The organism is Neisseria viridiae, from assembly GCF_962747995.1.
GTDB classification, from domain to species: Bacteria; Pseudomonadota; Gammaproteobacteria; order Burkholderiales; family Neisseriaceae; genus Neisseria; species Neisseria viridiae.
In genome coordinates this window covers 16805-43593 of record NZ_CAUJAJ010000001.1, presented here as the reverse complement: position 1 = coordinate 43593, position 26789 = coordinate 16805, and the positions used below count along the sequence as shown (strand labels likewise).

The following is a 26789-nucleotide window of genomic DNA, read 5'->3' as shown; positions in this document are numbered from 1 at the left end:
GTTGTAATAGTTGTAGATTATTACCAATTTTTATTTAAAATTCAAGCGAATATTTATTTTTAGCTGCGAAGCCGCGCCCCTGCCGCCGTTGCCGCGCCAACCAGTTTTCCGATAAGCGGCTCGACCGCCTCATCCGTCAGCGTGTTTTCCATATCCTGCAAAATCACTTTGACCGCCACGCTCTTCATCCCTTCGGGCAGGCCTGTGCCGCGATACACGTCAAACACGCTGATTTCCTGTACCAACTTGTTTGCCGCGCCCTTCAAGGCGGCCGACAACTCGTTATGGGACATTGCCTCCGGCATCACAAACGCCAAATCGCGGCGCACCGGCTGGAATTTCGATACTGCCCGATAGCACGTTTTCCCGCATTCCAACACGGCCGCCATATCGATTTCAAATACCAGCGGCGCTTGCGGCAAATCATATTTTTGCAGCCATTTCGGATGCAGTTCGCCGACAAAGCCGATGACTTTGCCGTCTGAAACGATATTGGCGGCGCGTCCGGGGTGCAGGGCGGGATGTCCGGTTTTGACGAACTCGACTACTTTGTTTTTCAACAGATTTTCCACATCCGCCTTAATGTCGTAAAAATCCGCATTGCGCGTTTTCTCGCCCCATTGCTCGGGCATTGCTGCGCCGTACCACAGTCCGCCGATACGTTCGTTTTGCACGAACAGTCCGTCCGAACCCTTGCCGAACACGCGGGCGATTTCAAACACACGCACGCGGTTTTGTTTGCGGTTCAGATTGTTTTGCAAAATTTCCACCAAGCCGCCAATCAACGTAGAACGCATCACGGCATATTGCGCCGCCAGCGGGTTTTGCAGGCGGATGGGATCGGCGTTGGCGGCAAAATCTTGTTCCCACTGCTCGTCAACGAAGGCATAGCTGACTACTTCGCGGTAGCCGCGCGCCGCCATTTCGTTGTAAACGGCAAAACGCGGACGGCGTGTTTCGGGCAGTTCCAGCATTTTCAGACGGCCTGACGTGTAATCGTCGGGGATGTTTTCATAGCCGTAAACGCGTCCGATTTCTTCAATCAAATCGGCCTCGATTTCGATATCGAAACGGAAACTCGGTGCGGTAACGCGGAAGCCTTCCGCCGTTTTTTCAGGCTGCAAACCCAAGTGTTGCAAAATGGTTTCCACCTGTTCGGCAGGAATGTCCACACCCAACACGGTTTTCAGACGGCTCAAACGCAGCCCAACCTGTTTTGCCTCAGGCAATTCGCCTTGCGCTTCCACCATTTCGCCTGCCGCACCGCCGCAGATTTGCAACACCAATTCGGTGGCGCGTTCGATGGCATCCGCCTGCAAACGGTAATCCACGCCGCGCTCGAAGCGGAACGAAGAATCCGAACCGAAACCGTACTGGCGCGATTTGCCGGCAATGATTTCGGGTGCAAACCAAGCCGCTTCCAGCACGATATTTTGCGTGCCGTCTGAAACCGCGCTTGCCGCGCCGCCCATCAGTCCCGCCAAACTCAACGCGCCTTTTTCATCGGCCACTACCAGCGTGTTTTCAGACAGGGAGACGGTTTTCTCGTTCAGGCATTCCAGCGTTTCACCTTCGCGCGCACGGCGGATGTGCAGGCTGCCTGAAAGTTTGTCGGAATCAAAAACATGCATCGGCTGACCGATTTCCAGCATCACATAATTGCCAATGTCCACCAGCGCGGAAATACTGCGGATACCGCTGCGCTCCAAACGCTGCTTCATCCAATCCGGCGTGGCGGCGCGCGCATTCACGTTTTCAATCACACGGCTAATAAAGCGGCCGCAATCGGCAGGCGCATCAATCTGCACGGGCTGTTTGCGGCTGCCCGTGATTGGCGCGGCATGGATTGCAGGCTGCTTGAACGCGCAACCTGTCAGCGCGGACACTTCGCGCGCAATGCCTTTAATGCTCAGGCAGTCGGCACGGTTCGGCGTGATTTTCAGCATGAACACCGTATCGTCCAAATCCAAATATTCACGGATGTTTGCACCGACGGGAGCGTCTTGCAGCAGAATGTGCAGGCCGTTTACGCCGTCGTCAGGCAGACCGAGTTCATCGGTGGAACACAACATGCCGTTCGACACCACGCCCCGCATCTTGGTCGGCTTGATTTTGAAATTGCCCGGCAACACCGCACCCGGCAATGAACACGGCACTTTGATGCCCGCTTTCACATTCGGCGCACCGCACACAATCTGCACCAACTCGCCCGTACCCGCATCGACTTGGGTAACGTTCAAACGGTCGGCATCAGGATGTTTTTCAACGGATTTCACTTCGGCAATTACCACACCCGTAAACGCAGGCGCGGCAGTCTCGGCTTCTTCCACTTCCAAGCCGGACATGGTTAACAGATGTTCCAGCTTATCTGCGGAAAGTTCGGTATCGGCTTGGGTTTTCAGCCATGAGTAGGAGAATTGCATTTTTTTCCTAAAGATTAAATTTGATTGGACAACTTAAGGGTAACCGAGTGTAAATTACATTACACATTTTTCCATAAAGCAGTCTAAAAATTCTTCATTGACGGCTTTATTTGTCAATTTCCGGCGAATGCACAAGGAATACAACTCTTCAACTGCGGAATAAGGAAAATATTGGGTATCTAAATTTTTAAACATCGGAACATTCGCTTCTTTAAAAACTTTATCCCTATCTTCATCAGGAGCAACGATAACCCAGCGCGTATTAGCATATGGTGGCAACAGGTCTTTCAACTGCTTCATCCGTGCAAGGCCGGAACGTACACCCGTACTATGTTCCACCTCCATCACCGCCGGCATCAGTTTTCCATTCCTGAACCAGATGCAATCAATATGCATTGCGGCCTGAACCGCGCCGTCAAACGAACTGATAAGTTTCTCGCTTTCTATCTTTTGTACGATACCGTCCAAATCGGCAATTTTCTTATCCCCATAACTAATACCTTGGTCGTTTCTCGCAATCCACGTCCTGAAACCAAGTTGAAAACCTATTGCTGAAAGGGCAATCTGTATTTGCACGTGGCGGCGTTTTACATCTATATCTATTTCTGAATGGGTTGAAGGAAGGGATAAAGCATCGTAAACCACATTGTTGGAGGGGATTTCCGAAATAACGACATCTGTCTCATATTCCTTCATTACGCCTTTTTCATGCGGCCTATCGGGAAGCCAAATAATGTGCTTGTGCCCTTCCACCACCTCGCTTTTATTCAGACCCGGTTGTATCCGCTGCAATTTGCACCAGTAAATTTCGGGTGTATGGGCAAGCAATGCCTCCAGTGCGGAACGAAAGTTATAACTTGCGCCAAACACCCTGTCCACATTGACAGGCTCCCCCGTGGACAACGCATCTGCCAACCGCCAAATTGCTTGTTTTGATATCGAAGTTTCCGTATCTCCCCTTTTAATCTTAATCGGACCTTCCGGTTTTTCAACATGGACGATTTGTATGGTATGCGTATTTGAGCTGTTCACATAGTTATAATTGACATTCTTTTTCAAGCTATCAATCGCACTGACCAAATTAGCAGCCGTCAGTTTTTGTCCGCTCATAGTGATTCTCCAAATAAGATTTTAGTGTCATCGCTATCCCTTTTGCTGCCAAAAACGGTACACCGTTGCCTATAGTTTTGAACATATTGCTCAATGTCATGTTATCAGGCAGCTCAAACTCCTTCGGCAAAGACTGTATTGCCAATGCCTCCGCAGCGGAAATCCTTCTTGGCAGATAGGGATGAATGTGGACTTCGTTGTTTCCGTATGCGGCAGTCGGGGAATAACGCCAGCGGTGTAGGCGTTTATAGGACTTCTTTTTATCATCCCCTTCGCTTATGGTTTGGAATTTTCCTAAACCCGCTCTTGGTTGGAAGTGTTTGCTCGCATTCGGGTGCGTATCCACACCGTTGCGATCGAACCAATACTGAACGGTCAACTCGGGGTATATGTTTGCAGGCTGACTGACCACCCTTCCTACTTCTTCTGTCGTAGGCCAATCTTTTTCCAAGGCATCAGGGAATGAAATATAGGCATCCCAATCAAATTTCTGTAAAGCATCGACATGCTGACTCAAAAAACCCACTAGGATAATCCTTTCCCTGTCTTGCGGTACGCCGTATTCGATGGCATTGATGAGTTTTTCAGTACATACATATCCAAAATCAGAAAGTTGCCGTTTCAACGCATTGAAAAACTCCCTATGCTTGGCAGTCCTATATAGTCCTTTCACATTCTCAAATACAAAAAAATCAGGCTGGTTTTTACAAATTAAATCCACATAACTTTGTGATAACTTACCATTCTCCCCATCCCTACCTTTATTTTTCCCTGCAATAGAAAAATCCGGACATGGGGGACCTCCGATAAATCCGACAATAATGCCATTTTGTTTTTCCTTTTTAACCCAGCCAGCCAAATCTTTTGCTTTCTCAGCATAAAGACATTCGTCAATACTACCCTCAAAATATCCGTATTTAGGCTTCGGGATATCCATTCTGCTTCGAGAGTATTTATATGCTTCCAAAAATGGGGGATGGACTTCATTAACAAAGGCAATATCAAATCCTGACAACTCGAAGCCCAAATCCAAAAAGCCCGCACCGGAGAAAAAAGAAAAAATCAAAGTTTTTTTTCTTTCCTGCCGTATACTTATATCCAAATTGCAGCTTTTATCCGTCAACTGTAAGGGGAGATTATTTTTCTCCCGTTTGAAATTTTGACAATCCCTGTTTTTCGCGGACGGCTTGTCTGACTTTTTCGGCATGGCAGCCTGCATTTTTAACGACATCGTTACTCCAAAAACGTAAAACCGTCCAGCCCTCGGCTTTCAAACGGCCTGTTACTTCCACATCCCGCCGGATATTGCGTTCTATCTTGGCAATCCAAAACTCGCGGTTGACCTTTATTTCCGCTTTTTTCCGTTCCCAATCCTTGCCGTGCCAAAACTCGCCATCGACAAACACGGCAACTTTGTATTTTTTAAATGAAAAATCAGGTTTTCCAAAAATGCTTCCGCTGTTTTTCCGATACCTGAGCCCCAAAGCCCACATCGCTTTTGCCAACACAAGCTCGGGTTTCGTCCCTTTGCTTTTGTTGGACTGCATACATTTTTTGCGTTGCTCGGGGGTTAATCTGTCCATTTCGGGCTACCTGAAAATGTGCAGGCTGCTTTTTCATATTCAGGCAGCCTGCACAATCATTTCGCGAACTGCTTCAAAAAGTTCAAATCGTTATCAAAAAACAGTCGCAAATCATTCACGTTGTAACGCAACATGGCGAAACGGTCGAGGCCGATGCCGAAGGCGAAACCGGTGTATTTTTCGGGATCGATATTCACATTTTTCAACACGTTGGGATGCACCATACCGCAGCCGCCGACTTCCAACCATTTGCCGTTTTCGCCCATAATGTCGATTTCGGCAGAAGGCTCAGTAAACGGGAAGAAAGACGGACGGAAACGCACTTGCAGGTCATCGCGTTCAAAGAAGCGACGAATAAAGTCAGTGAACACTGCTTTCAAGTCGGCAAAAGTTACGCCCTCTTCTACCCACAAACCTTCGGCCTGATGGAACATAGGCGAGTGAGTGGCATCACTGTCCACACGGTAAACGCGGCCGGGGGCAATAATGCGGATGGGCGGCTCTTTTTTATCGAGCATGTAGCGGATTTGAATCGGGGAAGTGTGCGTACGCAAAACATCGCCGTTTTCAACGTAAAACGTATCCTGCATCGCACGGGCAGGATGGTTTGCAGGGATGTTCAGGGCTTGGAAATTGTGGAAATCGTCTTCGATTTCCGGACCGTCCGCCACTTCAAAACCCATTCCGTGAAAGAGTTCGACCACACGTTGCAAGGTCAGGGTTACAGGATGCAGGCTGCCGCCTTCCTGAGCGCGTCCGGGCAGGGTAATGTCAAGGGCTTCGGCGGCAAGTCGGGCTTGCAGCTTGGCTTCGTTGAGGGCATCGCGTTTATTGTTAAAGGCCGTCTGAAACCGGTTTTTGCATTCATTGATATGCGCACCTATGGTTTTGCGCTCTTCAGGCGACATTTGACCCAAAGTTTTCAGAAGTCCGGTCAATTCGCCGGTTTTACCGAGATAGCGTGCTTTAATTTGTTCTAAGGTATTGAAATCTTGCGCAGTTCCTACTGCAGCAATGCCTTCTGCAACGATACGGTTTACATTTTCCATAATATCAAGTCTGTCAATTAATGATATGCCAGCTGAAACAACGAGGCCGCCTGTATAGCCTGACATATCAGACTCTTCAGACGACCTTATTTTCTTCACGGTCAATCCATTGGATAAATTTTCTGTATAGTGGATTAAATTTAAACCAGTACGGCGTTGCCTCTCCTTGCCGTACTATTTGTACTGCCTGCGGCTTCGTCGCCTTGTCCTGATTTAAATTTAATCCACTATATTTTAACGCAAATTTATTTAAAGAAATAGACTTTAAAGAAAGAAAATCAATCACATAGAATTTCTGCAAACAAAGAAAAAAGGAAGCCGCAGCTTCCTCTTCAATTTTTTGGATTAAGCAGCCAAAGCAGCTTTGGCTTTTTCAACCAATTGTGCAAAAGCGGCTTTATCGAACACGGCCAAATCAGCCAATACTTTGCGGTCGATTTCGATAGAGGCGCGTTTCAGACCGTTCATAAATTTGCTGTAAGACAACCCGTTTTCACGCGCACCTGCATTGATGCGGACAATCCACAGTTGGCGGAATTGGCGTTTGCGTTGGCGGCGGTCGCGGTATGCGTATTGGCCGGCTTTCATTACCGCCTGTTTGGCAACGCGGTAAACATTTTTACGACGACCGCGGTAGCCTTTGGCTAACGCGAAGATTTTTTGGTGACGGACACGGGCGGTAACACCGCGTTTTACGCGTGGCATATTCTAAACTCCTTAATCGTAGGGTAACATTTTAGCAACAGAAGCCAAATCGCGATCATTTACCATAGAGGTACCGCGCAATTGGCGCTTGTTTTTGGTGGTCTTTTTAGTCAAGATGTGGCGTTTGAACGCATGAGCGCGTTTCACACCGCCGTTACCCAGTACTTTAAAGCGTTTTTTCGCGCTAGACTTGGTTTTCATTTTAGGCATGGGAAAACTCCATTCGTTATCGGATAGGGCATTAGGGGGTTTTAAAACATCGGTTTCAAACACTTAAACCCACAATACCACGGTTTTTTGCCGCAATTGAAAACTTACTCCGAAGCGGCAATCGGAGTAAGCGGAGAATTATAGCTTTATTTTTTCTTCGGCGCAATCATCATCACCATTTGGCGACCTTCCATTTTGGGAAAGGACTCGATTTGCGCCACTTCAGCCAAATCTTCTTTTACACGTTCCAAAAGTTGCGCGCCGAGTTGCTGGTGAGCCATTTCACGGCCGCGGAAACGCAATGTCACTTTGACTTTATCGCCGTCGGCAAGGAAGCGGTTGATGTTGCGCATTTTGATTTGATAATCGCCTTCATCGGTCCCCGGGCGGAATTTGATTTCCTTGATTTGTACCTGCTTTTGGTTTTTCTTGGCTTCGTCGCGCTTCTTGGCTTGTTGGTATTTGTATTTACCGTAATCCATCAGTTTGCATACGGGCGGCTTGGCAGTCGGGGAAATTTCTACCAAATCGACATCTTGCTCTTCGGCCATAGCCAGAGCTTCACGAACTGAAACGACACCAAGCTGATCGCCTGACTCACTGATTAATCGCACTTCTTTGGCGGTAATTTCGCCGTTGATTCGTGCTTCGCGTTCTTGAGCGATGATGAATACTCCTATAAAAATTAATAAGATAATAGGTTAAATCAGCTTTAACCGTAGCTAAATCTTGAAATTCTACCCTTTTTCAAGCTATCTGAAAATACCTGCAACGATATTTTCCCATAACTGTAAGAACGTAAATACGCACTAGGAAGACCTTCCTTTCATGAGAGCGATAATTTCATTCAAAGCAGCTAATTCTCTTTTTTTGTTGTTCCAATAGCTCCCTTTGCTTCTCAATCAGTTCGTCTTTATGCTGCAACATTAACTTATAGCGCTCTAACTCTGCCGATAGCTCCGCTGATACTCCATAATAATTGGAGCTGTTGTTTTCACTTACTAAGCAGACCAAATGACCGCCATTCTCCAATAAGTCGACCGTATTCATTCCCAAAATGGAGGCAATTTTCTCCAATCGCTGCAAACTGATATTGATACGTCCCTGTTCCATCTTTGAATAGGTACTCGTTGCCAAACCTAATTTCTCTGCCATATCTTCTTGGGATAGACCACTCCGCTCCCGTATCCATTTTATTTTTTCATTTATCTTCATATAACTCTCTCTTTTATGACTAGCAGGTAGGAGCATTTAAGATATCTACTATCAATTCTCTGCTCTGGTTCAAGAAACCACTCTACTCTAAACTTACAAAAATTTTCTCCAACCAACCACTTAACATAGAAGGTAATTAAATGTTTCCCCAAACAATCGAAAATCTTGATTTAGAACCAATGATGGTCAAAGCCATAGACAAAGAAGAAGGACTCGGCTGGACTTTGGAGATGGCAAAAAACATTGCCGAAGAGTACCGAAAATATCTCACCTTGTGTCTTGAATATCCTGATGAAGCCATTGTCCCATCTGGTATGGTTGATGATTTTTGGCATCTGCATATCTTAGATACGCAGAAATACGCGGAAGATTGTCAAAATATCTTTGGTTATTTTTTACACCATTTCCCATATTTCGGTATGCGCGGGCAAGAAGATGCCGATAATCTGCGCGAAGCATGGCAAGATAGTTGCCAAAAATATGAAGCTCGTTTCGGTAAGCCCGACAAGACTTTTTGGCAGAGCAGTGGACGTTGCCCAAAATGCGGCAGAAGGAGCAAAAATAACGTAACAAATGAACATCGTCCGCGTTTAGCTGCATAAAAATTGCTATTTACTTATCCAAAATTCAGACGACCCGAAAATAAATATTCAGGTCGTCTGAATTCTTATCAGACAAGTATTTTTTGATTTTCTTGTTGCAACATTGCGATAAACTCATCGAGATTCAAAGAACCCAAGTCTTCTGCTTTGCGGCGTACCGCAACTTTGTTTTCTTGTTTCTCTTTATCGCCGACAACGATTTGATAAGGAAAACGGTATTGGCTGTTGTCGCGGATTTTGTAACCGATTTTTTCGTTACGTAAATCCAATTCGACACGGAATCCTGCCGCCTGCAATTTGGCAGCCACTTCGCGACAATAATCTGCCTGATTTTCGGTGATGTTCATAATCACCATTTGAACCGGTGCAAGCCACAATGGGAATGAGCCTGCGTGATTTTCAATCAGAATACCAATGAAGCGCTCCAATGAACCCAAAATAGCACGGTGCAACATTACAGGACGCGCACGGTCGTTGTTTTCAGTTACATATTCGGCATTCAAACGCTCCGGCAATACGAAGTCCAATTGCAGGGTACCGCACTGCCAAGAGCGACCCAAGGCATCTTTGACATGGTACTCAATCTTAGGACCATAGAATGCACCTTCGCCAGGCAACTCTTCCCACTCTACTCCACAAGCGGTCAATGCATCACGCAAGCCTTGTTCGGCTTTATCCCAAACTTCGTCAGAACCTGCACGTTGTTCAGGGCGGAGGGACAACTTCACGGCAACATCATGGAAGCCGAATTGTTTGTAAATGCGAACCAGCAACTCATTGAATGCGCGTGCTTCATCAACGATTTGATCTTCGGTACAGAAGATATGCGCATCATCTTGCACAAAACCGCGAACACGCATCAGACCATGCAACGCACCGCTTGGTTCATTGCGGTGGCAAGAACCGAACTCAGCCAAACGCATCGGTAAATCGCGATATGAGCGCAAGCCGTTATTAAAAATCTGAACATGACCCGGACAGTTCATCGGTTTAACCGCGTATTCGCGTTTTTCAGAACTGGTCACGAACATATTGTCTTTATAGTTTTCCCAGTGGCCGGATTTTTCCCAGAAGGTTTTATCCATAATCTGAGGCGTTTTCACCTCTTTATAACCGACAGCATTCAGCTCTTTGCGCATATGCTGCTCAATCACTTGCCACAAAGCCCAGCCTTTAGGATGCCAGAACACCATACCCGGCGCTTCGTCTTGCAGATGGAACAGATCCAATTGCTTGCCAAGTTTGCGGTGGTCGCGCTTTTCGGCTTCTTCGATACGTTGAATATAGGCTTTCAACTCGTCTTTTGTCGCCCACGCCGTACCGTAGATGCGTTGCAGCATTTCATTGTTGCTGTCGCCGCGCCAGTATGCGCCCGCCAACTTGGTCAGTTTGAAGTTTTTCAGGAAACGGGTATTCGGAACGTGAGGACCGCGGCACATATCGACGTATTCTTGATGATGATACATACCCATTGCTTCCACTTCAGGCATGTCTTCAATCAGACGCAATTTGTACTCTTCGCCGCGATCTTGGAAAATTTTGACGGTTTCTGCACGGGGCGTCATCACTTTAATAACGTCATAGTCTTGTGCAATCAACTCTTTCATGCGCGCTTCGATAGCAGCTACATCATCAGGCGTAAATGGTTTTTCAGTTGCGATATCATAATAGAACCCGTCTTCAATCACCGGGCCGATAACCATTTTGGCATCAGGGTAGAGCTGCTTGACCGCATGACCGACCAAGTGCGCACAGGAGTGGCGGATAATTTCCACGCCTTCTTTATCTTTAGGTGTAATGATTTGAACATGGGCATCTTCGGTAATCGGATCGCAAGCATCCACCAATTTACCGTTAACCTTACCCGCTACCGTTGCCTTTGCCAAACCTGCACCGATAGACGCTGCAATTTGCGCCACGGTAACGGGTGATTCATATTGGCGGACCGAACCGTCCGGCAAGGTAATGTTCAACATCAAACGCTCCGAAAGATTAAAAAATAACGGCATAAATGCCGTTATGGGAATTTGGTAGGCACGATTGGATTCGAACCAACGACCCCCACCATGTCAAGGTGGTGCTCTAACCAACTGAGCTACGTGCCTTCAAAGGATTTTTGCATTTTATCGGGTCGTTTTAATTTTTGCAAGAGGTATGTGCATTTCTTTATGCAACATTGTGGCAAGATTTGAAGATGCCGTCTGAAAAACCGTGGGAAATCATTTATAATGCCGTCTTTTAAAAATATATTTCGACCCTTGTCGCCCAACTGACATTCAATCTTATGCTTAAATTTACTTTACACAAAAAAGACGGTCTCGCCCGACGCGGCACGCTGGAGTTGAACCACGGCAAAATCGAAACGCCGGTATTTATGCCTGTCGGCACTTACGGTTCGGTCAAAGCGATGAACCCACAAAACCTGCATGACATCAAAGCACAAATCATCTTAGGCAACACTTACCATTTGTGGCTGCGCCCGGGCTTGGAAGTCATCGAACAATTCGGCGGCCTGCACGAATTTATCGGTTGGGATAAGCCGATTTTGACCGACTCAGGCGGTTTCCAAGTATTCTCGTTATCCGATATGCGCAAGCTGACCGAAGAAGGCTGTACATTCCAAAGCCCGATCAACGGCGACAAACTGTTCCTCTCGCCCGAAGTGTCGATGAAAATCCAAACCGTATTGAATTCCGACATCGTGATGCAACTGGACGAATGCACCCCTGGCGAAGCAACGCACAGCCAAGCGCAAAAATCGCTGCAAATGAGCCTGCGCTGGGCGGAACGAAGCAAAAAGGCTTTTGAAGACCTGAAAAACCCGAATGCGCTGTTTGGCATTGTACAAGGCGCGATGTATGAAGATTTGCGTGAAGAATCGCTGAAAGGTTTGGAAGAACTCGACTTTCCCGGCTTGGCCATCGGCGGCTTGTCCGTTGGCGAACCTAAGCCCGAAATGTACCGTATGTTGCGCGCTGTCGGCCCTATTCTGCCGGAACACAAACCTCATTATTTGATGGGCGTCGGCACGCCTGAAGACTTGGTGTACGGCGTAGCACACGGCGTGGACATGTTCGACTGCGTTATGCCTACCCGCAATGCGCGTAACGGCTGGCTGTTCACCCGTTTTGGCGATTTGAAAATCAAAAACGCCAAACACAAACTCGACAAGCGTCCGATTGATGAAAGCTGCACCTGCTACGCCTGTCAGAATTTCAGCCGCTCCTACCTGCACCATCTGCACCGTGTCGGCGAAATCTTGGGCGCACAGCTCAACACCATCCACAACCTGCACTTCTACCAAGTCATCATGGCAGAAATGCGCGAAGCCATCGAACAAGGCAAATTTGCCGATTGGCAGGCGCAATTCCATGAAAACCGCGCACGAGGCGTGGATTGAGATTTAACCATGCTTATCAAGGTCGTCTGAAAACATTTATCTTAATTGTCCCTCGGTTTTTCAGACGGCCTTTTGCACAAAGAGACATCTAATATCATCAATACACATCAAAGAAACAGACCATGCCCCGCTTCCTGCCAGAACCCTCCCTTCCCTACACCGACCAAAACCGTACCGCCGTCTTACTGCTTAACCTCGGCACACCGGATGCTCCGACCGCGCAAGCCGTCAAACCTTACCTACGCGACTTTTTATCCGACCAACGCGTAGTGGAACTGCCGAAGCTGTTGTGGCAACCTATCTTGCGTGGCCTGATACTGACGCTGCGTCCTAAGAAAAGTGCGCACGCCTATGAAAAAATCTGGTTTAAAGAAGGCTCCCCCTTAGAAGTTTATACGGAACGTCAGGCAGCCGCGCTTGCCGAACAAATGCCCGGCCTGATTGTCCGTCATGCCATGACCTACGGTAACCCTTCGGTGGCGGATGTATTGTCAGAACTGAAATCACAGGGTGTGGGTAGGCTGCTGATTATCCCACTATATCCGCAATATGCCGCATCAAGCAGTGGAGCCGCCGTGGACAAGGTATGCGAACAATTACTGCTGCAACGGAACCAAATGAGCATACGGACCGTTTCGCGCTTCTATGACGACACGGGCTATATCGATGCAATGAAAAACCATATCCTCCGATATTGGGCAGAACACGGCCGCAGCAAGAAACTGATGCTGAGTTTTCACGGCATTCCGCAAAAGCACTTCAACCTCGGCGACCCCTATCCAGATGAATGCCGCCATACCGCCAAACTGCTTGCAGAAGCACTAAATCTGACCGAAGACGAATATGTCGTGTCTTTCCAAAGCCAATTCGGCAGGGCAAAATGGATTACACCCAGCACTCAGGATTTGTTTAACAAACTGCCCAAACAGGGGGTAACCGAGCTGGACGTATTCTGCCCGGGCTTTTTGGCAGACTGTTTGGAAACCATGGAAGAAATCGCCCTGATGGGGCGTGAACAGTTTTATGAAGCAGGCGGCAAAAGCTACCGCTACATCCCCTGCCTCAACGACAACCCCGACTGGATAGACGCACTCGTCGCACTTGCCGAAGAAAACCTTGGCGGCTGGCGTTGAAACTGTTTGACCCATGTCTAAAATGCCGTCTGAACGCCGTGTTCAGACGGCATTTTCCCGCTACTTTAGCGTATGATGGCATCTATGCCGGACAACACATCAAGTGCAACCTTACTACCGATTCGGCAAAAAAACCTTTCACCCGCTACGCAAAATCAACAACAAGGTTTCAAACATTAAGGAAACGCCAATGAACACAACCCGTCTGCCGACCGCCCTCGTCTTGGGCTGCCTCTGCGCCGCCGCTTCTGCCTCCGACAACAGCATCATGACAAAAGGGCAAAAAGTGTACGAATCCAACTGCGTCGCCTGCCACGGCAAAAAAGGCGAAGGCCGCGGAATCATGTTTCCGCCGCTCTACCGCTCCGACTTCATCATGAAAAAACCGCAGGTGCTGCTGAACAGCATGGTCAAAGGCATCAACGGTACAATCAAAGTCAACGGCAAAACCTACAACGGATTCATGCCCGCAACCGCCATCAGCGATGCGGACATTGCCGCCGTCGCCACTTATATCATGAACGCCTTTGACAACGGCGGCGGAAGCGTTACCGAAAAAGACGTAAAACAGGCAAAAGGCAAAAAAAACTAAACAGACAAAATGCCGTCTGAAACCGGCAATCCGGCTTCAGACGGCATTCAAACCAAACCTTTCTAACGCGGTACTTTCAGACCCATAGACCCGATATTGCCGTCCCCGTCAACCTCCTTCGCGGTCAGCATAAAGCCGCCGATGTCAATACGGTCGCCCTCGACCGGCTCCTGACTGTCGGAACGCTTATCGAAAAGCTCGGCAAGGCTCAAACCCTCTTCGCCCGCTTCCAGCTTCAAACCGTAAGCAAGTGCCAAATCGCCCGAACGTGCTGCCGGCGAAACGACAAACTCGCCGAAGAAATCAAAATTCTCACGAACGCCGATACCCGTCTCGGTAAAGTATTTCGCCATTTTATCGACCTTGCCGTCGGGCAGGATGTACCACGCCAAATCCTCCGCCTGAAGCACGGTGTCGGACTGCATTTCGATTCGGCTGCCGTTGCGTATCAATGCGAAACAGCGTGCGTCAAACGAATCGGAAATCGGTTCGACCGTATCGGGATGGTGTCCCTCCGCTTCAGATTCGGCAACCACTTTAAACGCCGACATTCTGACAATTTCCTTTTCCGCCAGCCAAATATCATGCGTATCTTTCGGTTCGGGCTTGTTGGGCATGGCAACCTTCAACAGCCGCGCCATCACAGGAATCGTCGTTCCCTGAATCAGCAGCGACAGCACCACCACGGCAAACGCCACATCAAACAGCAGGTGCGAATTGGGAACACCCGTCACCAACGGCATCATCGCCAGCGAAATCGGTACGGCTCCGCGCAAGCCCAACCAACTGATATACGCCTTTTCACGCAGGCTGTAATTGAATTTCCACAAACCGCCGAACACTGCCAGCGGACGCGCGACCAGCATCAGGAACACCGCAATCGCCAAGGCTTCCGCCGCCCTGTCCAACACGCTGGCGGGAGAAACCAGCAGACCGAGCATGACGAACAGGGTTGCCTGTGCCAGCCAAGCCAAACTGTCCATCACGCGCAAAACGTGTTCCGTCGCACGGTTGTGCTGGTTGCCGACAATGATGCCGGCAAGGTAAACCGCCAAAAAGCCGCTGCCGCCTATGGTATTGGTAAACGCAAACACAAGCAGCCCGCCCGACATAATCAGCAGCGCGTACAGACCTTCCGCAAGATTCAGACGGCGTACCAGCTTTGCCAATATCTTTCCACCCGCCCAACCCGTCAGCAGACCGAAACCGATTTGCAGCGCAAGCATCCGGACAAACGCCGCCGCACCCGATTCCGCCGGCTGCATAATCATGGTAATCAGTGCCGTAACCAAAAAAACCGCCATCGGGTCGTTCGCACCCGATTCGATTTCCAAAGTCGCCTGCACCCGTTCGTTCAAACGCACGCCGCTGTTGCGCAAAAGGCTGAATACCGCGCCGGCATCGGTCGAACCGACAATCGCCGCCATCAGCACGCCGAACTTCCAATCCAAACCGAGGTAAAAAGTTGCAAACAGTCCCAGCGGAAGCACGGTGGCAAACACGCCCCACGAAGCGAGTACCGACGCGGGCTTCAACGCAATCCGAAAACTAGAAAGCTGCGTCCGCAAACCGCCGTCGAGCAGAATAACCGCCAAAGCAAGCTGGCTGATGAAATTCGCCATCACGACATTATTGAAGGCAATGCCGCCAACGCCTTCCTCGCCCGCCAGCATGCCGACGGCAAGAAACACCAGCAGCAAAGGCATTCCCAAACGTGCGGACAAAGTGGTCGAAACCACGCTCAGGAACAACAGTGCGCCACCCAGCAGAAACAGACTGTTCATCCAATCCACGCCAAAGATTCTCCCTTAAAATTCATGAAATTAAAATCGAAAGATTGTAACACGGCATTTTCTTTTCACGAAACTTTATTTCATGTCCGCCACCGCCTTCAGACGGCATTTTCCTGTTTCATGCCGCCTGAGACCGCCCAAACCCGCATTCTCCTATATAATGTCGGACTTTGCGCCGCATTTCAGGATTCTTTAATGGCATTTGCCTCACTATTTATTCTGCCAGACGACATCACCGCCGTTTTGGACGATGTTGCCCTGATGACCAAAGCCGCCGCAAAGGAAACCGCCGGCGTGGTCGGCGACGATTTGGCATCCAATGCCAACCGGGTTACAGGCGTATCGGCAGAACGCGAGTTGCCGATTGTTTGGCCGGTGGCGAAAGGTTCTTTTGCCGACAAGCCGGTTTTGGTGCCTGCGGCTCTGCTGCTTTCCGCCTTCCTGCCGCAACTCATTACGCCGCTTTTGACGGCAGGCGGGATTTATCTGTGCTTTGAGGGCGTGGAAAAGCTGCCGCACAAGTTTCTGCACCGACATGACGTGCATGATGACGGCGGCGAAACGGCGGTTGACGAGCAGGATAAAGTCAAAGGTGCCATCCGTACCGACTTTATCCTGTCCGCAGAAATCATCATCATCGCGCTGTGCGTGGTCGAGCAATACAGCCTGATAACGCGCTCGCTCGTGATGGCGGCAATCGGCATCGGCATGACTGTTTTGGTGTACGGAATCGTCGCCGTCATCGTCAAACTCGACGACTTGGGCATGCTGCTGATGCGCCGCCCACAAGCCTTTTCGCGCAGTTCGGGGCAAATACTGACTGCCTTTATGCCTTGGTTTATGCGCGGTTTGAGCGTGGTCGGCACGCTTGCCATGTTTCTTGCCGGCGGCGGACTGGTCGCCCACAACCTCGGCTTTCTGCACGATTTCCTGCACGCGCAACACTGGGACGCGGGCTGGGCGGAATACTTCGCCAACCTCGTTGTCGGACTGCTTTCCGGTTCGATTGCCTGCGCCCGCCTTGCCGCTGATGAATCGTTTCGGCAGGCATTGATTCCTTTTTCAAATACCGATGCCGTCTGAAAGACGTTCAGACGGCATCTTCCGAACAGACAGACGAATATGTTTTCCAAACTGGACAAATACTGGCGGCACCCCGCCCTCTACTGGCCTTTGCTCATCCTTTTTGCCGCCGCCACCCCCTTCACCTTCGCACCCTACTACCACTTTTGGCTGATGCCGTTGATTTTCGGCGCCTTCGTCCGCCTCATCGAACTGCGTCCGCGTTTTGCCGCCTCTTCCGCCTACCTGTTCGGCCTGACCGCATACACGGCACAGTTCTACTGGATACACACTGCCCTGCACGACGTTTCCGGCCTGCCCGACCTCTATGCCGTACCGCTGACCTTCCTGCTGCCCGCCTACCTTGCCCTTTATCCGGCACTGTGTTTCTGGCTGTGGAAAAAATTTACCCTGCCCCGGGGCATAAAGACTGGTCTGGTACTGCCCATCCTGTGGACGCTGACCGAGTTTGCCCGCGAGCGTTTCCTGACCGGATTCGGCTGGGGCGCACTCGGCTACTCACAAATCACCCCGGACAGCCCGCTGGCAGGTTTCGCCCCATTGGGCGGCATCCACATGGTTACACTGGCGACCGCCTTTCTCGGTGTCTGGCTGGTTTTGGCGAGTGATAACACCGCACGTTCGGGCAAACGCCTGCTTCCAATTATCCTGATTGCCGCCCTGCTTGCCGCAGGCTACACCGCCCAACAAACCGACTTCACCAGCCCCGACGGCAGCCGCAGCACCGTCGCCCTGCTTCAGGGCAACATCGCCCAAACCATCAAATGGCGTGAAGACCAAGTTATCCCGACCATACAGAAATATTACGAACAGGTCGGCAAAACCACTGCCGACATCGTCATCCTGCCCGAAACCGCCATTCCCGTCATGCGCCAAAACCTGCCGGAAAACATACTGGCGCAATTCGCCGAACAGGCGCAAAACAACGGCAGCGCGCTCGCCGTCGGCATCAGCCAATACACTTCGGACGGCAACGGTTACGAAAACGCCATCATCAACCTGACCAGTTATCAGGAAAACAATCAGGACGGCATCCCCTACTACGCCAAAAACCACCTTGTCCCCTTTGGAGAATACAAACCTCTGCCCTTTCTGACCACGCCACTCTACAAAATGATGGACATGCCCCTTTCCGACTTCCGCAAAGGCGGTGACAGCCAACCCACCCTTCAAATGAAAGACCAAAAAGTCGCCTTCAACATCTGCTACGAAGACGGTTTCGGCGATGAACTGATTACTACTGCAAAAGACTCCACCCTGCTTGCCAACATCAGCAACATGGCATGGTATGGAAAATCCAACGCCATGTACCAGCAACTACAGCAGTCCCAGGCACGCGCCATGGAACTCGGCCGTTATATGGTTCGCGCAACCAACACCGGAGCGACCGCCATCATCTCACCCAAAGGCAATATCATTGCCCAAGCACAACCCGATACCGAAACCATATTGGAAGGACACATCAAAGGCTATACTGGTGAAACACCCTATATGAAAGTCGGCAGCTCATGGCCGTTGATAGGAATATTGACCCTTATCACACTGATACTTTTCATAACGTAATGAACTTATCCAGCAAGGTGTCTATGTTCCTAACCCTAAATTACACTATACAAAAGAAATATCTGATATTTGGAAAAAAGAAACAAATGATTTTTTACCAGGGGAAAGTACTACAGTAAGTTTTGGCAATTGGGGTGGGAATATTAAAATTATAAAAACAAGAGATGGTAGATGGGCAGTAGAAACAGGTATAGGTACACCAGATGCCTCTTTCAGTCATGGTACAACATATCGATTGAGAAAACAATGAATAGAGTAAATAATGGTAAATAAAACATGGTTACGATTAAAAGTAAAATTAGGAGAGTTTTGTCTTGGGGCTATTCCTTTATTGATTATTTTGGTTTATTTTGGAGATGCTAATGAAAAAAATGATGGTGAGATTGGAATAGCTAAAATCAAGCAAACCCGTGCAACTAATTTTATCTCTGATATATCGAGAAGAATGGGATCTGCAACATGGGATTTGGGTAAGCCACGTATCAATCAAAGTAATGAATTTAAGTTTTCTAATGGAAAAATTAGATTTCTGCAATGTTCTCCTAATACTAAACATAATATAGAGCAGGTATTTGAGCAATACCGCTATTTAATAATTAAAGAACATAAAACCTTTGGAAAATATTTTTGCATTGATAACAATATTGTTATAAACATAGATTCGTTTGGGAATGGCTGTGATTTATTCTTTTCAATTCAATGGGATAAGTTATATTCAAATTGTTCTGAAATACTCTTGGATTTAGATTAGGCCAGCGTAGCCTGTGCAACCAACCAAAAATGTGAAATGGTAGGGTGTAATTTATGCACACGCGGTTTTGGTTTCTCTGAACTCGGTTTCAGGCTGCCTTTTCCGCAACAAAAAATCCTAATGCCGAAACTGTCCACCAAAGCGGACAGTCTTTTCCATGATACTGTTTACATACAGAACCGAATGTAATATAATATCCAAATCGACATAAAATATCAGGTTTAAAAAATCAATCAAAATCAGATATAAAATTTCCCTATTTATCAACCCCTACCGCATATCTTTTATCAAACGTACAAAACACAATCCAAGCAGTGATATACTGTATCCGAACACCCAACCGCAAACCCGCGGTTCCAGCCGAAAGGAAATGCCTCAAATGAATAACGCTTTTGCATTACCTGCCATTCAAAGCGGCAACGGCAGCCTCGAACAATATATCCATACCGTCAACAGCATCCCCATGCTGACCTTGGACGAAGAAACGCACCTTGCAGAACGCCAACGCAAAGGCGACCTCAATGCCGCCAAACAACTTATCCTTTCCCACCTTCGCGTGGTCGTTTCCATCGCACGCGGCTATGACGGCTACGGACTGAATCAGGCCGACCTGATTCAGGAAGGAAATATCGGTCTGATGAAGGCGGTCAAACGCTACGAGCCAGGTCGAGGTGCACGCCTGTTTTCATTTGCTGTGCATTGGATTAAAGCGGAAATTCACGAATTCATCCTGAGGAACTGGCGCCTTGTCCGCGTTGCCACCACCAAACCGCAACGCAAGCTGTTTTTCAACCTGCGCAGCATGCGTAAAAACCTTAATGCTCTGTCTCCTAAAGAAGCACAGGAAATCGCCGATGATTTGGGTGTCAAACTTTCCGAAGTTCTGGAAATGGAACAGCGCATGACGGGACACGACATCGCCATCATGGCAGACAACAGCGACGACGAGGACAGTTTCGCTCCCATCGACTGGCTTGCCGACCACGATTCCGAACCGAGCTGCCAACTGTCGAAACAGGCACATTACGCGCTGCAAACAGAAGGCCTGCAAAATGCTTTGGCGCAACTGGATGACAGGAGCCGCCGTATTGTGGAAAGCCGCTGGCTTCAAGATGACGGCGGTCTGACGCTGCACCAGCTTGCTGCAGAATACGGCGTCTCTGCCGAGCGCATCCGCCAGATTGAAGCGAAAGCTATGCAGAAACTGCGTGGTTTTCTTGCCGAAGAAGCCGAAGCGGTTTGAAATAGGCATAATTAAACACCCGACAAGCTGGCTTGTCGGGTGTTTTTTATAATAGAAACCCTGATGAGGCTTGTGTGTCGTGCTGCACACGATTTTATCCGTCCACGCCGTTGCAATTGCCGAAATTAAAAAACAAACATGAATCAGACACTGCCATATAAGCTGTTTCCCAGAAAGATTGGTCGAATTGATAAATTGTCTGTACCACAATCAAGTCTGTATAAATCAGTACTTTCAACCAACGACTTGTCAAAATTATTTTGGTAAAGACACCCATAGCCTGTTCCAATTTTGGAAGTTTTGCCTGATACACTTCCCTTTCTTGCTGCGACAAGAGCCCATGGTGCCCATATAGCACGCCAAATCTTCAATTTTTCACACCCGAAAACGCTTGCCGCCATACAGATGTGATATATTGATTCCATTTTAACGGACTTCGGAGAACGACATGAGCAGCGGAAATATCCACATCCACAGTATGACAGGCTTTGCTAACGCGGCGGCAGAGTGCGGCAGCAAACGCATCAACCTCGACATCCGCGCCGTCAACCACCGCTTTTTGGACATTCAAATCAGGATGCCGGATGATTTGCGCCATTTGGAAAGCGGCATCCGCGAGCAGATTTCATCCCATCTGGCACGCGGCAAAGTCGAATGCAAAATCCAAATTCAAGATGCGGAAAATGACAATCAGTCTTTGGAACTGAATCGCGATTTGGTCGGACAGCTTGCCGAAATCAACAAAAACCTCCGCAAGCATCACGATTTGGCAAAACTGGGCGTTGCCGATATTTTGCGCTTTCCGGGCGTATTGGCAAGCCAAAGGGAAAATACGGAAGAATTGGCAAAAAGCATTACCGAACTGACCGAAAAAGCGTTAAAAGACTTCACTGCCGCACGCAGACGCGAAGGGAAAAAATTGGGCGAGCACCTGCTGCAACGCCTTGAGGCTATGGAAGAAATCATCGGGGCATTGAGCGAAATCTTCCCCGCGCTGGTGGAAGCGCATAAAGAAAAAATCCGCACCCGCCTTGCCGAAGCCGTCGGCAGCATCGACAACGACAGGCTGCAACAGGAGTTTGCCCTGTTTGTCCAAAAATCCGATGTCGATGAAGAATTCAGCCGCCTTCGCACCCACATTGCCGAAGTACGCCGCATCGTTACCGAACACAAAGGCAGCAGCGGAAAACGCTTGGATTTCCTGATGCAGGAATTAAACCGTGAGGCCAACACCTTGGGCAGCAAATCCATCGCTACCGAATGCACCCGAGCCTCTGTCGAGCTGAAAGTCCTGATCGAACAGATGCGCGAACAGGTGCAGAATATCGAATAGCCCTGCCTTTCTCTCCAAACATGACAATGCCGTCTGAAACTTTTTTCAGACGGCATTCTTTATCGGCTTAAAACCTCTGTTGCAAGCAATTCAAGATTGTTCTTTCACATCCACCAACCTCGTTCCGGCAAGGAAGTCATACAGAAACTGCCGATCGGGATTCAGCAGGGCAAAACCCCACGGTAAAATCAGCCAAACCAATGCCGCACCGAATGCATCCTTGGGCGGAATACCGAGCAGGTGGCGCAATCCCGCATAGGCAAGCATAGGAATGAAGACGATGAATATGCACGCCCAAATAAAGCGCAGGCGCAGCAGGTGCAAAGACGGCTGTATGCCGTTAAGGTCGCACAAGCCGATTTTCCATGTCCTCATTGCCAAGGTCTGCCCCTGTCCGTGCCAGTTGGCGCGGAAATACACCCACCACGAACCCATTATCAGGATACTGGTTACCAAGGCGGAAAGCAGGGTAGAAACAGGATTGAGGAAAATGGCGGCAATGCCGGCAATCAATGCCGCCAGACAGGTTGCCGCACCTGCCAGCAGCATTTCGTACAGTATGGCGGCGAAGCGGCGTTTGAGCGGGGCGGTTTTCAGTGTCATCATCTTTTCAATCGGAATATGCCGTCTGAAACGCCAACAGGCTTCAGACGGCATTTGTGCAGAGATGCCTTGCGGCGGTTAACGGTGCGGACGCTTCTGACCGCGCGACTGTTTTGCCGCCATTTGATTGATTTCCTGACGTGTCGGGCGTTTTTTGAACATGGCGTGCGCCTCGTCCACCGAACATTTTTGCGACAGGCAGATCAGGGTAATCGCATCTTTCTGGTGTTGTCCGCCGCTGTGGTACATACGGCGCAGGTTTGCCTCGTTGATTCTGCCTTTTTCGGGATCGATGTCGAATTTTTTCAGGCGTTCGATAAACTGGCGTTGCTGTCGGCGGGATGTCCAAACAAAGCCGCCCGCGGCGGCAGCGACGATGACGGCGGCAAGCAGGATGGCAAGCGGCCAGGAATCGACAATCAATACGATAATGAGGCTTAAAACGGCGGTGGTCAGTAAAATCAGGCCGCCCAAGCGCAGTTTGGTCTTATTGTCCATAGGGTTGATGTTCCTTTATTGAGGTGGTCGTGCCGTCTGAAATGTTTTCGGACGGATTGGTAAATACTTTTCAGGATTAACGGTATTTTACAGTATTTTCGGATTTTGGGGATTACCGCTTTATTCCGCCAGCGACACAACAAGCTGTTTGAATGCCGTCCATGCGTCGCCGTCTTCCGCGCCTTTGATGATTCGGTCGATTTGGGCGCAGGTTTTAAGTGCGTCAAGCAGGCGGACAACGGAAATCCGCTTGACCGCAAGCGGTGCGAGCGTCTGTTTGTCGCCCCAAAGCCTGAGGCTGTTGCGGACGGATTGGATGCTCTGCCCCTGCTTCAGGGCGGCGGCAAGCCGGATCAGCGTCCGCACGTCTTCGGCAACCGCCCACAGAAGCAGCACCGGTTCTTCTCCCTCTTCCCGCAATCCGTCCAAAAGCCTGCATACGCGCGGGACATCGCCCTTCATCCACGCGCCTGCCAGTTGGAACGCGTCGAAGCGGGCAACATTGGCGACGGCGGTTTGCGCCTCATCGATATTTAGGGTATGTCCTTTCGGATACAGCAACGCGAGTTTGTCGATTTCCTGACGCGCCGCCAACAGATTGCCTTCCACGCGATCGGCAAACAGTGCCAATGCGTCTGCCTCGATACCCAAACCGATTTTGTCCAGACGGGCGCGTATCCATTGGGGCAAAGCCGCCGCGCCGACCGGTTTGGCTTCCCACACTTCCCCCTTTGCCGCCAATGCGGCAAACCATTTGGACTGGAGCTGTGTTTTCTCCAGTTTGGGCAGCAAAACCAGCGTTACCGTATCTTCCGGCAGTCGGGTGGCAAAGTCCTGCAACGCCTCGCCGCCGTTTTTGCCGGGTTTTCCGTTGGGGATATGCAGTTCCAACAGCTTCAAATCGGCAAACAGACCGGCACTGCCTGCGGTTTGCAGCAGTTCGTTCCAATCGAAAGACGCGTCGGCGGTATAGGCTTCGCGGTTGAGATAACCCTGCTTCTTCGCCGCCGCCCTCAATGCGTCCAATGCCTCGATACGCAGCAGTTCTTCCTCGCCGTGGATGACGTACAGAGGTTTCAAAGGCGCGTCCGTATCGATGCGTCCGATATGTGCCGCCACGTCATTCCGCCTTCAGAAAGGTCAGGCGGCGGACAATCTGTTCGGCAACATCCTGCCGCATTTCCGCCCACAGGGTTTCTTCTTCTTCCTGTTTGCCCAAAATTTCGTTGTCGGCATAAGCAAGAACGCGGCGGACGGACACGGTCATCGGTTTGCCGACCGGCTCGCCGCGTTTCAATACCTGCGCTTCAACCGTCAATATCAAAAGATATTCGTTGATGACTGCCGCACGGGTAACGGTATAGGTTTCCTTGTTTTGGGAAACCCTGTCTATACGCAGGGTCATCTGCGCGTCGGCAGCATCGTCCACCCTGCCCGAAGCCTGATACAGCGCGGTTTCCAAAGGAAACTGCAATGCCTGTCCGCCTTCGATGTGCCAGCTCCGGTAGGTCAGCGGCGGAGAAATGCCGTCTGCACCTTTCAGGTGGAAACCGCACGCGCCCAACATCAGCACTGCGGCAGTAAGGAATATTTTGTTCATCGCTTGCCTTTCTCAAAAGCACAAAATCGGTAGATTATATCAGCGGCGTGTTCAGACGGCATTGCCGTCCAGCCAAATCAGGCTCGCCATACGCCCTGTCGCCCCGTCGCGGCGGTAGGAAAAGAAAGTATCCCGTTCCAAAACCGTACAATGCGTGCCGCCGTACACGCCGCCCACGCCTTCACGCTTCAGAATCAGGCGGGCGAGCGCGTAGAGGTCGGCAAGGAATTTGCCGCCGCCTATGCCTTCAAATGCGGCAGCGGCTTCGGGCATGGGCGTGCAGAACGCATCAAACACGTCCTGTCCGACTTCAAACGCATCCGCACTGATGGCGGGGCCGAGATACGCCATGATTTCAACAGGCGGAACCTTCATCGCGGCAATGGTGTTTTGCAATACGCCGCCCGCCAAACCGCGCCAGCCCGCGTGTGCGGCGGCAACCGCCGTACCTGCCCTGTCACAAAATAGAACGGGCAGACAGTCTGCGGTCATCACGGCACAGGCAGCCTTGCCCGTGTCGTCCACGGAAGCGTCCGCATCGGGCGTGCCGTCCAATGCTTCGGCAGCATTGACGACAATGGTGCTGTGGATTTGATTGAGGTAGGCAACGGGCAATCCGACCTGCTGTTGCACGATTTCGCGGTTGCGGCGCACGGCTTCGGGATTGTCGCCGACGTGCGTACCGAGGTTCAAACTCTGATACGCACCTTGGCTCACGCCGCCGTTGCGCGTGGTAATCAGGGTTTTCACATTGGCGGGAGCGGGCCAATCGGCGGTCAGGAAGTTTTTGCCTTTCGGGGCAAGATTTAGGGTTTCTGTGATGGTTTTCATTGGATATTGGAATAGGTGTGTGGCGGAAAGGGTTGATTAACTGCCTTCGGGGCAAATGGATGCTTGTTTTTTCGTCATTCCCGCACAGGCGGGAATTCGGAGATTCGGGTCGGATTCTTGCCGGTGCAGGGATGATGCCCTTATATACTTTCTCCGAGCTTTATATGTTTCAACAGGGGATGGCACATCAAGCACCGCACTGCGTGTTGCCCGAACGAGACTGCCCTCCGATTAGATTCTATCGCCATAAACAGACGGGTTTCAACCGAAAAGGAATGGGGATAAAGTCCGTTTCAGACACCTCTCGGGCGATGCCGTCTGAAAACCAATCTCCACTTTCAGACGGCATTGTTTAGGCGTGGTCATTTTGCAAATTAAGGTTAAGGCGTGTATGCTTGCCTTCCCTTAAAAACAAACACGCAACGCATTATTATGAATATCCTCAGTAAAATCAGCAGCTTTATCGGAAAAACATTTTCCCTCTGGGCCGCGCTCTTTGCCGCCGCCGCTTTTTTCGCGCCCGACACTTTCAAATGGGCGGGGCCTTATATTCCTTGGCTGCTGGGCATTATTATGTTCGGTATGGGTTTGACGCTCAAACCTTCCGACTTCGATATTTTGTTCAAACATCCCAAAGCCGTCATCATCGGCGTAATCGCACAATTCGCCATTATGCCGGCAACCGCCTGGCTGCTGTCCAAACTGTTGAACCTGCCTGCCGAAATCGCGGTCGGCGTGATTTTGGTCGGCTGCTGCCCGGGCGGTACGGCTTCCAATGTGATGACCTATCTGGCGCGTGGCAATGTGGCTTTGTCGGTTGCCGTTACGTCTGTTTCCACCCTGATTTCCCCATTGCTGACCCCCGCCATCTTCCTGATGCTTGCCGGTGAAATGCTGGAAATCCAAGCGGGCAGTATGTTGATGTCCATCGTCAAAATGGTTTTGCTCCCCATTGTTTTGGGTTTGATTGTCCATAAGGTTTTGGGCAGTAAAACCGAAAAGCTGACCGATGCACTACCGCTGGTTTCCGTTGCCGCCATCGTGCTGATTATCGGCGCGGTTGTTGGGGCAAGCAAAGGCAAGATTATGGAAAGCGGCCTGCTGATTTTTGCGGTTGTCGTACTCCACAACGGCATCGGCTACCTGCTCGGCTTCTTTGCCGCCAAATGGACCGGCCTGCCTTATGATGCACAAAAAACGCTGGCCATCGAAGTCGGTATGCAAAACTCGGGTCTGGCCGCCGCGCTTGCCGCCGCACACTTTGCCGCCGCGCCGGTCGTTGCCGTTCCGGGCGCATTGTTCAGCGTGTGGCACAATATCTCCGGCTCGCTGCTGGCAACTTATTGGGCGGCCAAAGCCGGTAAACATAAAAAACCCTAAACGCCTTTCATCATAATGCCGTCTGAACGGGGCAAACGAAACCGGCGGTTTCTGCCCGGCCCCTTCAGACGGCCTTTGTTTGAAATCGG

Annotated in this window: 26 protein-coding genes, 1 tRNA gene and 2 pseudogenes; 11 read left to right on the top strand and 18 right to left on the bottom strand. The window is 50.0% G+C overall.

The features are described from left to right. Positions 1-59: 59 nt before the first annotated feature. From pheT to Q9J79_RS00190, 10 genes and pseudogenes are all read right to left on the bottom strand, one after another. Positions 60-2423 carry a phenylalanine--tRNA ligase subunit beta gene (pheT, locus tag Q9J79_RS00230; RefSeq protein ID WP_301911565.1) on the bottom strand — a complete coding sequence of 788 codons (2364 nt, stop codon included), beginning with the start codon at positions 2421-2423 and terminating at the stop codon, positions 60-62. A gap of 54 nt (positions 2424-2477) precedes the next feature. Beyond that, positions 2478-3533 carry a type II restriction enzyme NmeDI gene (locus Q9J79_RS00225; RefSeq protein ID WP_500797193.1) on the bottom strand — a complete coding sequence of 352 codons (1056 nt, stop codon included), beginning with the start codon at positions 3531-3533 and terminating at the stop codon, positions 2478-2480. Further along, positions 3505-4599 (bottom strand): DNA cytosine methyltransferase, encoded by a 1095-nt coding sequence (locus Q9J79_RS00220; protein WP_301911604.1) that lies wholly within the window; start codon positions 4597-4599, stop codon positions 3505-3507. The genes Q9J79_RS00225 and Q9J79_RS00220 overlap by 29 nt, the downstream gene beginning before the upstream one ends. 70 nt (positions 4600-4669) lie before the next feature. Beyond that, positions 4670-5116, bottom strand: coding sequence for a very short patch repair endonuclease (locus tag Q9J79_RS00215; RefSeq protein ID WP_301911566.1), 447 nt, complete (start codon positions 5114-5116; stop codon positions 4670-4672). Positions 5117-5172: 56 nt separating this feature from the next. Next, the gene (pheS, locus tag Q9J79_RS00210; protein ID WP_301911567.1) at positions 5173-6165 is read right to left on the bottom strand and encodes a phenylalanine--tRNA ligase subunit alpha; all 993 of its coding nucleotides are present in this window, start codon (positions 6163-6165) and stop codon (positions 5173-5175) included. A 124-nt stretch (positions 6166-6289) separates the two neighbouring features. Further along, positions 6290-6400: pseudogene (locus tag Q9J79_RS10425) on the bottom strand (IS5/IS1182 family transposase); the annotation flags it as partial. 110 nt (positions 6401-6510) lie between these two features. Beyond that, positions 6511-6870, bottom strand: a complete 360-nt coding sequence (gene rplT / locus Q9J79_RS00205) for a 50S ribosomal protein L20 (RefSeq protein WP_301911569.1) — start codon at positions 6868-6870, stop codon at positions 6511-6513. A 12-nt stretch (positions 6871-6882) separates the two neighbouring features. After that, positions 6883-7080 (bottom strand): 50S ribosomal protein L35, encoded by a 198-nt coding sequence (rpmI, locus tag Q9J79_RS00200; protein ID WP_304685252.1) that lies wholly within the window; start codon positions 7078-7080, stop codon positions 6883-6885. 146 nt (positions 7081-7226) lie between these two features. Beyond that, the gene (gene infC, locus Q9J79_RS00195) at positions 7227-7748 is read right to left on the bottom strand and encodes a translation initiation factor IF-3 (RefSeq protein WP_079453755.1); all 522 of its coding nucleotides are present in this window, start codon (positions 7746-7748) and stop codon (positions 7227-7229) included. 175 nt (positions 7749-7923) lie between these two features. Beyond that, positions 7924-8295: a helix-turn-helix domain-containing protein gene (locus Q9J79_RS00190; RefSeq protein WP_301911571.1), complete on the bottom strand. Its 372-nt coding sequence runs from the start codon at positions 8293-8295 to the stop codon at positions 7924-7926. A 140-nt stretch (positions 8296-8435) separates the two neighbouring features. On the opposite strand from Q9J79_RS00190, the gene Q9J79_RS00185 reads away from it, so the two are divergent. Continuing rightward, positions 8436-8897, top strand: coding sequence for a glycine-rich domain-containing protein (locus Q9J79_RS00185; protein WP_301911572.1), 462 nt, complete (start codon positions 8436-8438; stop codon positions 8895-8897). A 68-nt stretch (positions 8898-8965) separates the two neighbouring features. On the opposite strand, the gene thrS is transcribed toward Q9J79_RS00185, so the two are convergent. Together thrS and Q9J79_RS00175 are read right to left on the bottom strand one after the other, a co-directional pair. Beyond that, positions 8966-10873: a threonine--tRNA ligase gene (gene thrS / locus Q9J79_RS00180; protein ID WP_301911573.1), complete on the bottom strand. Its 1908-nt coding sequence runs from the start codon at positions 10871-10873 to the stop codon at positions 8966-8968. Between the two features lie 52 nt (positions 10874-10925). After that, positions 10926-11002, bottom strand: a tRNA-Val gene (locus Q9J79_RS00175). Between the two features lie 179 nt (positions 11003-11181). Here Q9J79_RS00175 and tgt point away from each other — a divergent pair. From tgt to Q9J79_RS00160, 3 genes are all read left to right on the top strand, one after another. Beyond that, a complete protein-coding gene (tgt, locus tag Q9J79_RS00170) occupies positions 11182-12297 on the top strand; it encodes a tRNA guanosine(34) transglycosylase Tgt (protein ID WP_301911574.1) in 1116 nt (371 codons plus the stop codon). Between the two features lie 122 nt (positions 12298-12419). Further along, positions 12420-13430: a ferrochelatase gene (gene hemH, locus Q9J79_RS00165; RefSeq protein WP_301911575.1), complete on the top strand. Its 1011-nt coding sequence runs from the start codon at positions 12420-12422 to the stop codon at positions 13428-13430. Positions 13431-13620: 190 nt separating this feature from the next. After that, complete coding sequence (locus tag Q9J79_RS00160; RefSeq protein ID WP_308446929.1) at positions 13621-14022, top strand: c-type cytochrome; 402 nt, start codon at positions 13621-13623, stop codon at positions 14020-14022. 62 nt (positions 14023-14084) lie between these two features. Here the strand turns inward: Q9J79_RS00160 and Q9J79_RS00155 are convergent, their stop codons facing one another. Then, positions 14085-15806, bottom strand: a complete 1722-nt coding sequence (locus Q9J79_RS00155; RefSeq protein WP_301911576.1) for a potassium/proton antiporter — start codon at positions 15804-15806, stop codon at positions 14085-14087. 204 nt (positions 15807-16010) lie between these two features. Here Q9J79_RS00155 and Q9J79_RS00150 point away from each other — a divergent pair. From Q9J79_RS00150 to Q9J79_RS00130, 5 genes and pseudogenes are all read left to right on the top strand, one after another. Next, positions 16011-16869: pseudogene (locus Q9J79_RS00150) on the top strand (DUF808 domain-containing protein). A 68-nt stretch (positions 16870-16937) separates the two neighbouring features. Continuing rightward, complete coding sequence (lnt, locus tag Q9J79_RS00145; RefSeq protein WP_301911577.1) at positions 16938-18461, top strand: apolipoprotein N-acyltransferase; 1524 nt, start codon at positions 16938-16940, stop codon at positions 18459-18461. Positions 18462-18723: 262 nt separating this feature from the next. Next, entirely contained in the window at positions 18724-19212 is a 489-nt protein-coding gene (locus Q9J79_RS00140; RefSeq protein ID WP_301911578.1) for a hypothetical protein, read from the top strand. A 379-nt stretch (positions 19213-19591) separates the two neighbouring features. Then, the gene (gene rpoH, locus Q9J79_RS00135) at positions 19592-20455 is read left to right on the top strand and encodes an RNA polymerase sigma factor RpoH (RefSeq protein WP_301911579.1); all 864 of its coding nucleotides are present in this window, start codon (positions 19592-19594) and stop codon (positions 20453-20455) included. Positions 20456-20903: 448 nt separating this feature from the next. Beyond that, positions 20904-21788 carry a YicC/YloC family endoribonuclease gene (locus tag Q9J79_RS00130; protein ID WP_301911580.1) on the top strand — a complete coding sequence of 295 codons (885 nt, stop codon included), beginning with the start codon at positions 20904-20906 and terminating at the stop codon, positions 21786-21788. Positions 21789-21878: 90 nt separating this feature from the next. Here the strand turns inward: Q9J79_RS00130 and Q9J79_RS00125 are convergent, their stop codons facing one another. The 5 genes from Q9J79_RS00125 to pgeF form a co-directional block, all read right to left on the bottom strand. Further along, on the bottom strand, positions 21879-22394 hold the full coding sequence (locus Q9J79_RS00125) for an RDD family protein (RefSeq protein WP_373321228.1): 516 nt from the start codon (positions 22392-22394) through the stop codon (positions 21879-21881). A gap of 75 nt (positions 22395-22469) precedes the next feature. Beyond that, positions 22470-22889, bottom strand: coding sequence for a hypothetical protein (locus tag Q9J79_RS00120; protein ID WP_002217668.1), 420 nt, complete (start codon positions 22887-22889; stop codon positions 22470-22472). Positions 22890-23009: 120 nt separating this feature from the next. After that, positions 23010-24008: a DNA polymerase III subunit delta gene (gene holA, locus Q9J79_RS00115; protein ID WP_301911582.1), complete on the bottom strand. Its 999-nt coding sequence runs from the start codon at positions 24006-24008 to the stop codon at positions 23010-23012. A 1-nt stretch (position 24009) separates the two neighbouring features. Next, the gene (locus Q9J79_RS00110; protein ID WP_301911583.1) at positions 24010-24489 is read right to left on the bottom strand and encodes an LPS-assembly lipoprotein LptE; all 480 of its coding nucleotides are present in this window, start codon (positions 24487-24489) and stop codon (positions 24010-24012) included. A gap of 51 nt (positions 24490-24540) precedes the next feature. Then, on the bottom strand, positions 24541-25320 hold the full coding sequence (gene pgeF, locus Q9J79_RS00105; RefSeq protein WP_301911584.1) for a peptidoglycan editing factor PgeF: 780 nt from the start codon (positions 25318-25320) through the stop codon (positions 24541-24543). A 131-nt stretch (positions 25321-25451) separates the two neighbouring features. Here pgeF and Q9J79_RS00100 point away from each other — a divergent pair, with 131 nt between their 5' ends. Then, entirely contained in the window at positions 25452-25676 is a 225-nt protein-coding gene (locus Q9J79_RS00100; protein WP_301911585.1) for a hypothetical protein, read from the top strand. 76 nt (positions 25677-25752) lie between these two features. Next, positions 25753-26700, top strand: a complete 948-nt coding sequence (locus Q9J79_RS00095; protein ID WP_002251201.1) for a bile acid:sodium symporter family protein — start codon at positions 25753-25755, stop codon at positions 26698-26700. Positions 26701-26789 lie beyond the last annotated feature (89 nt).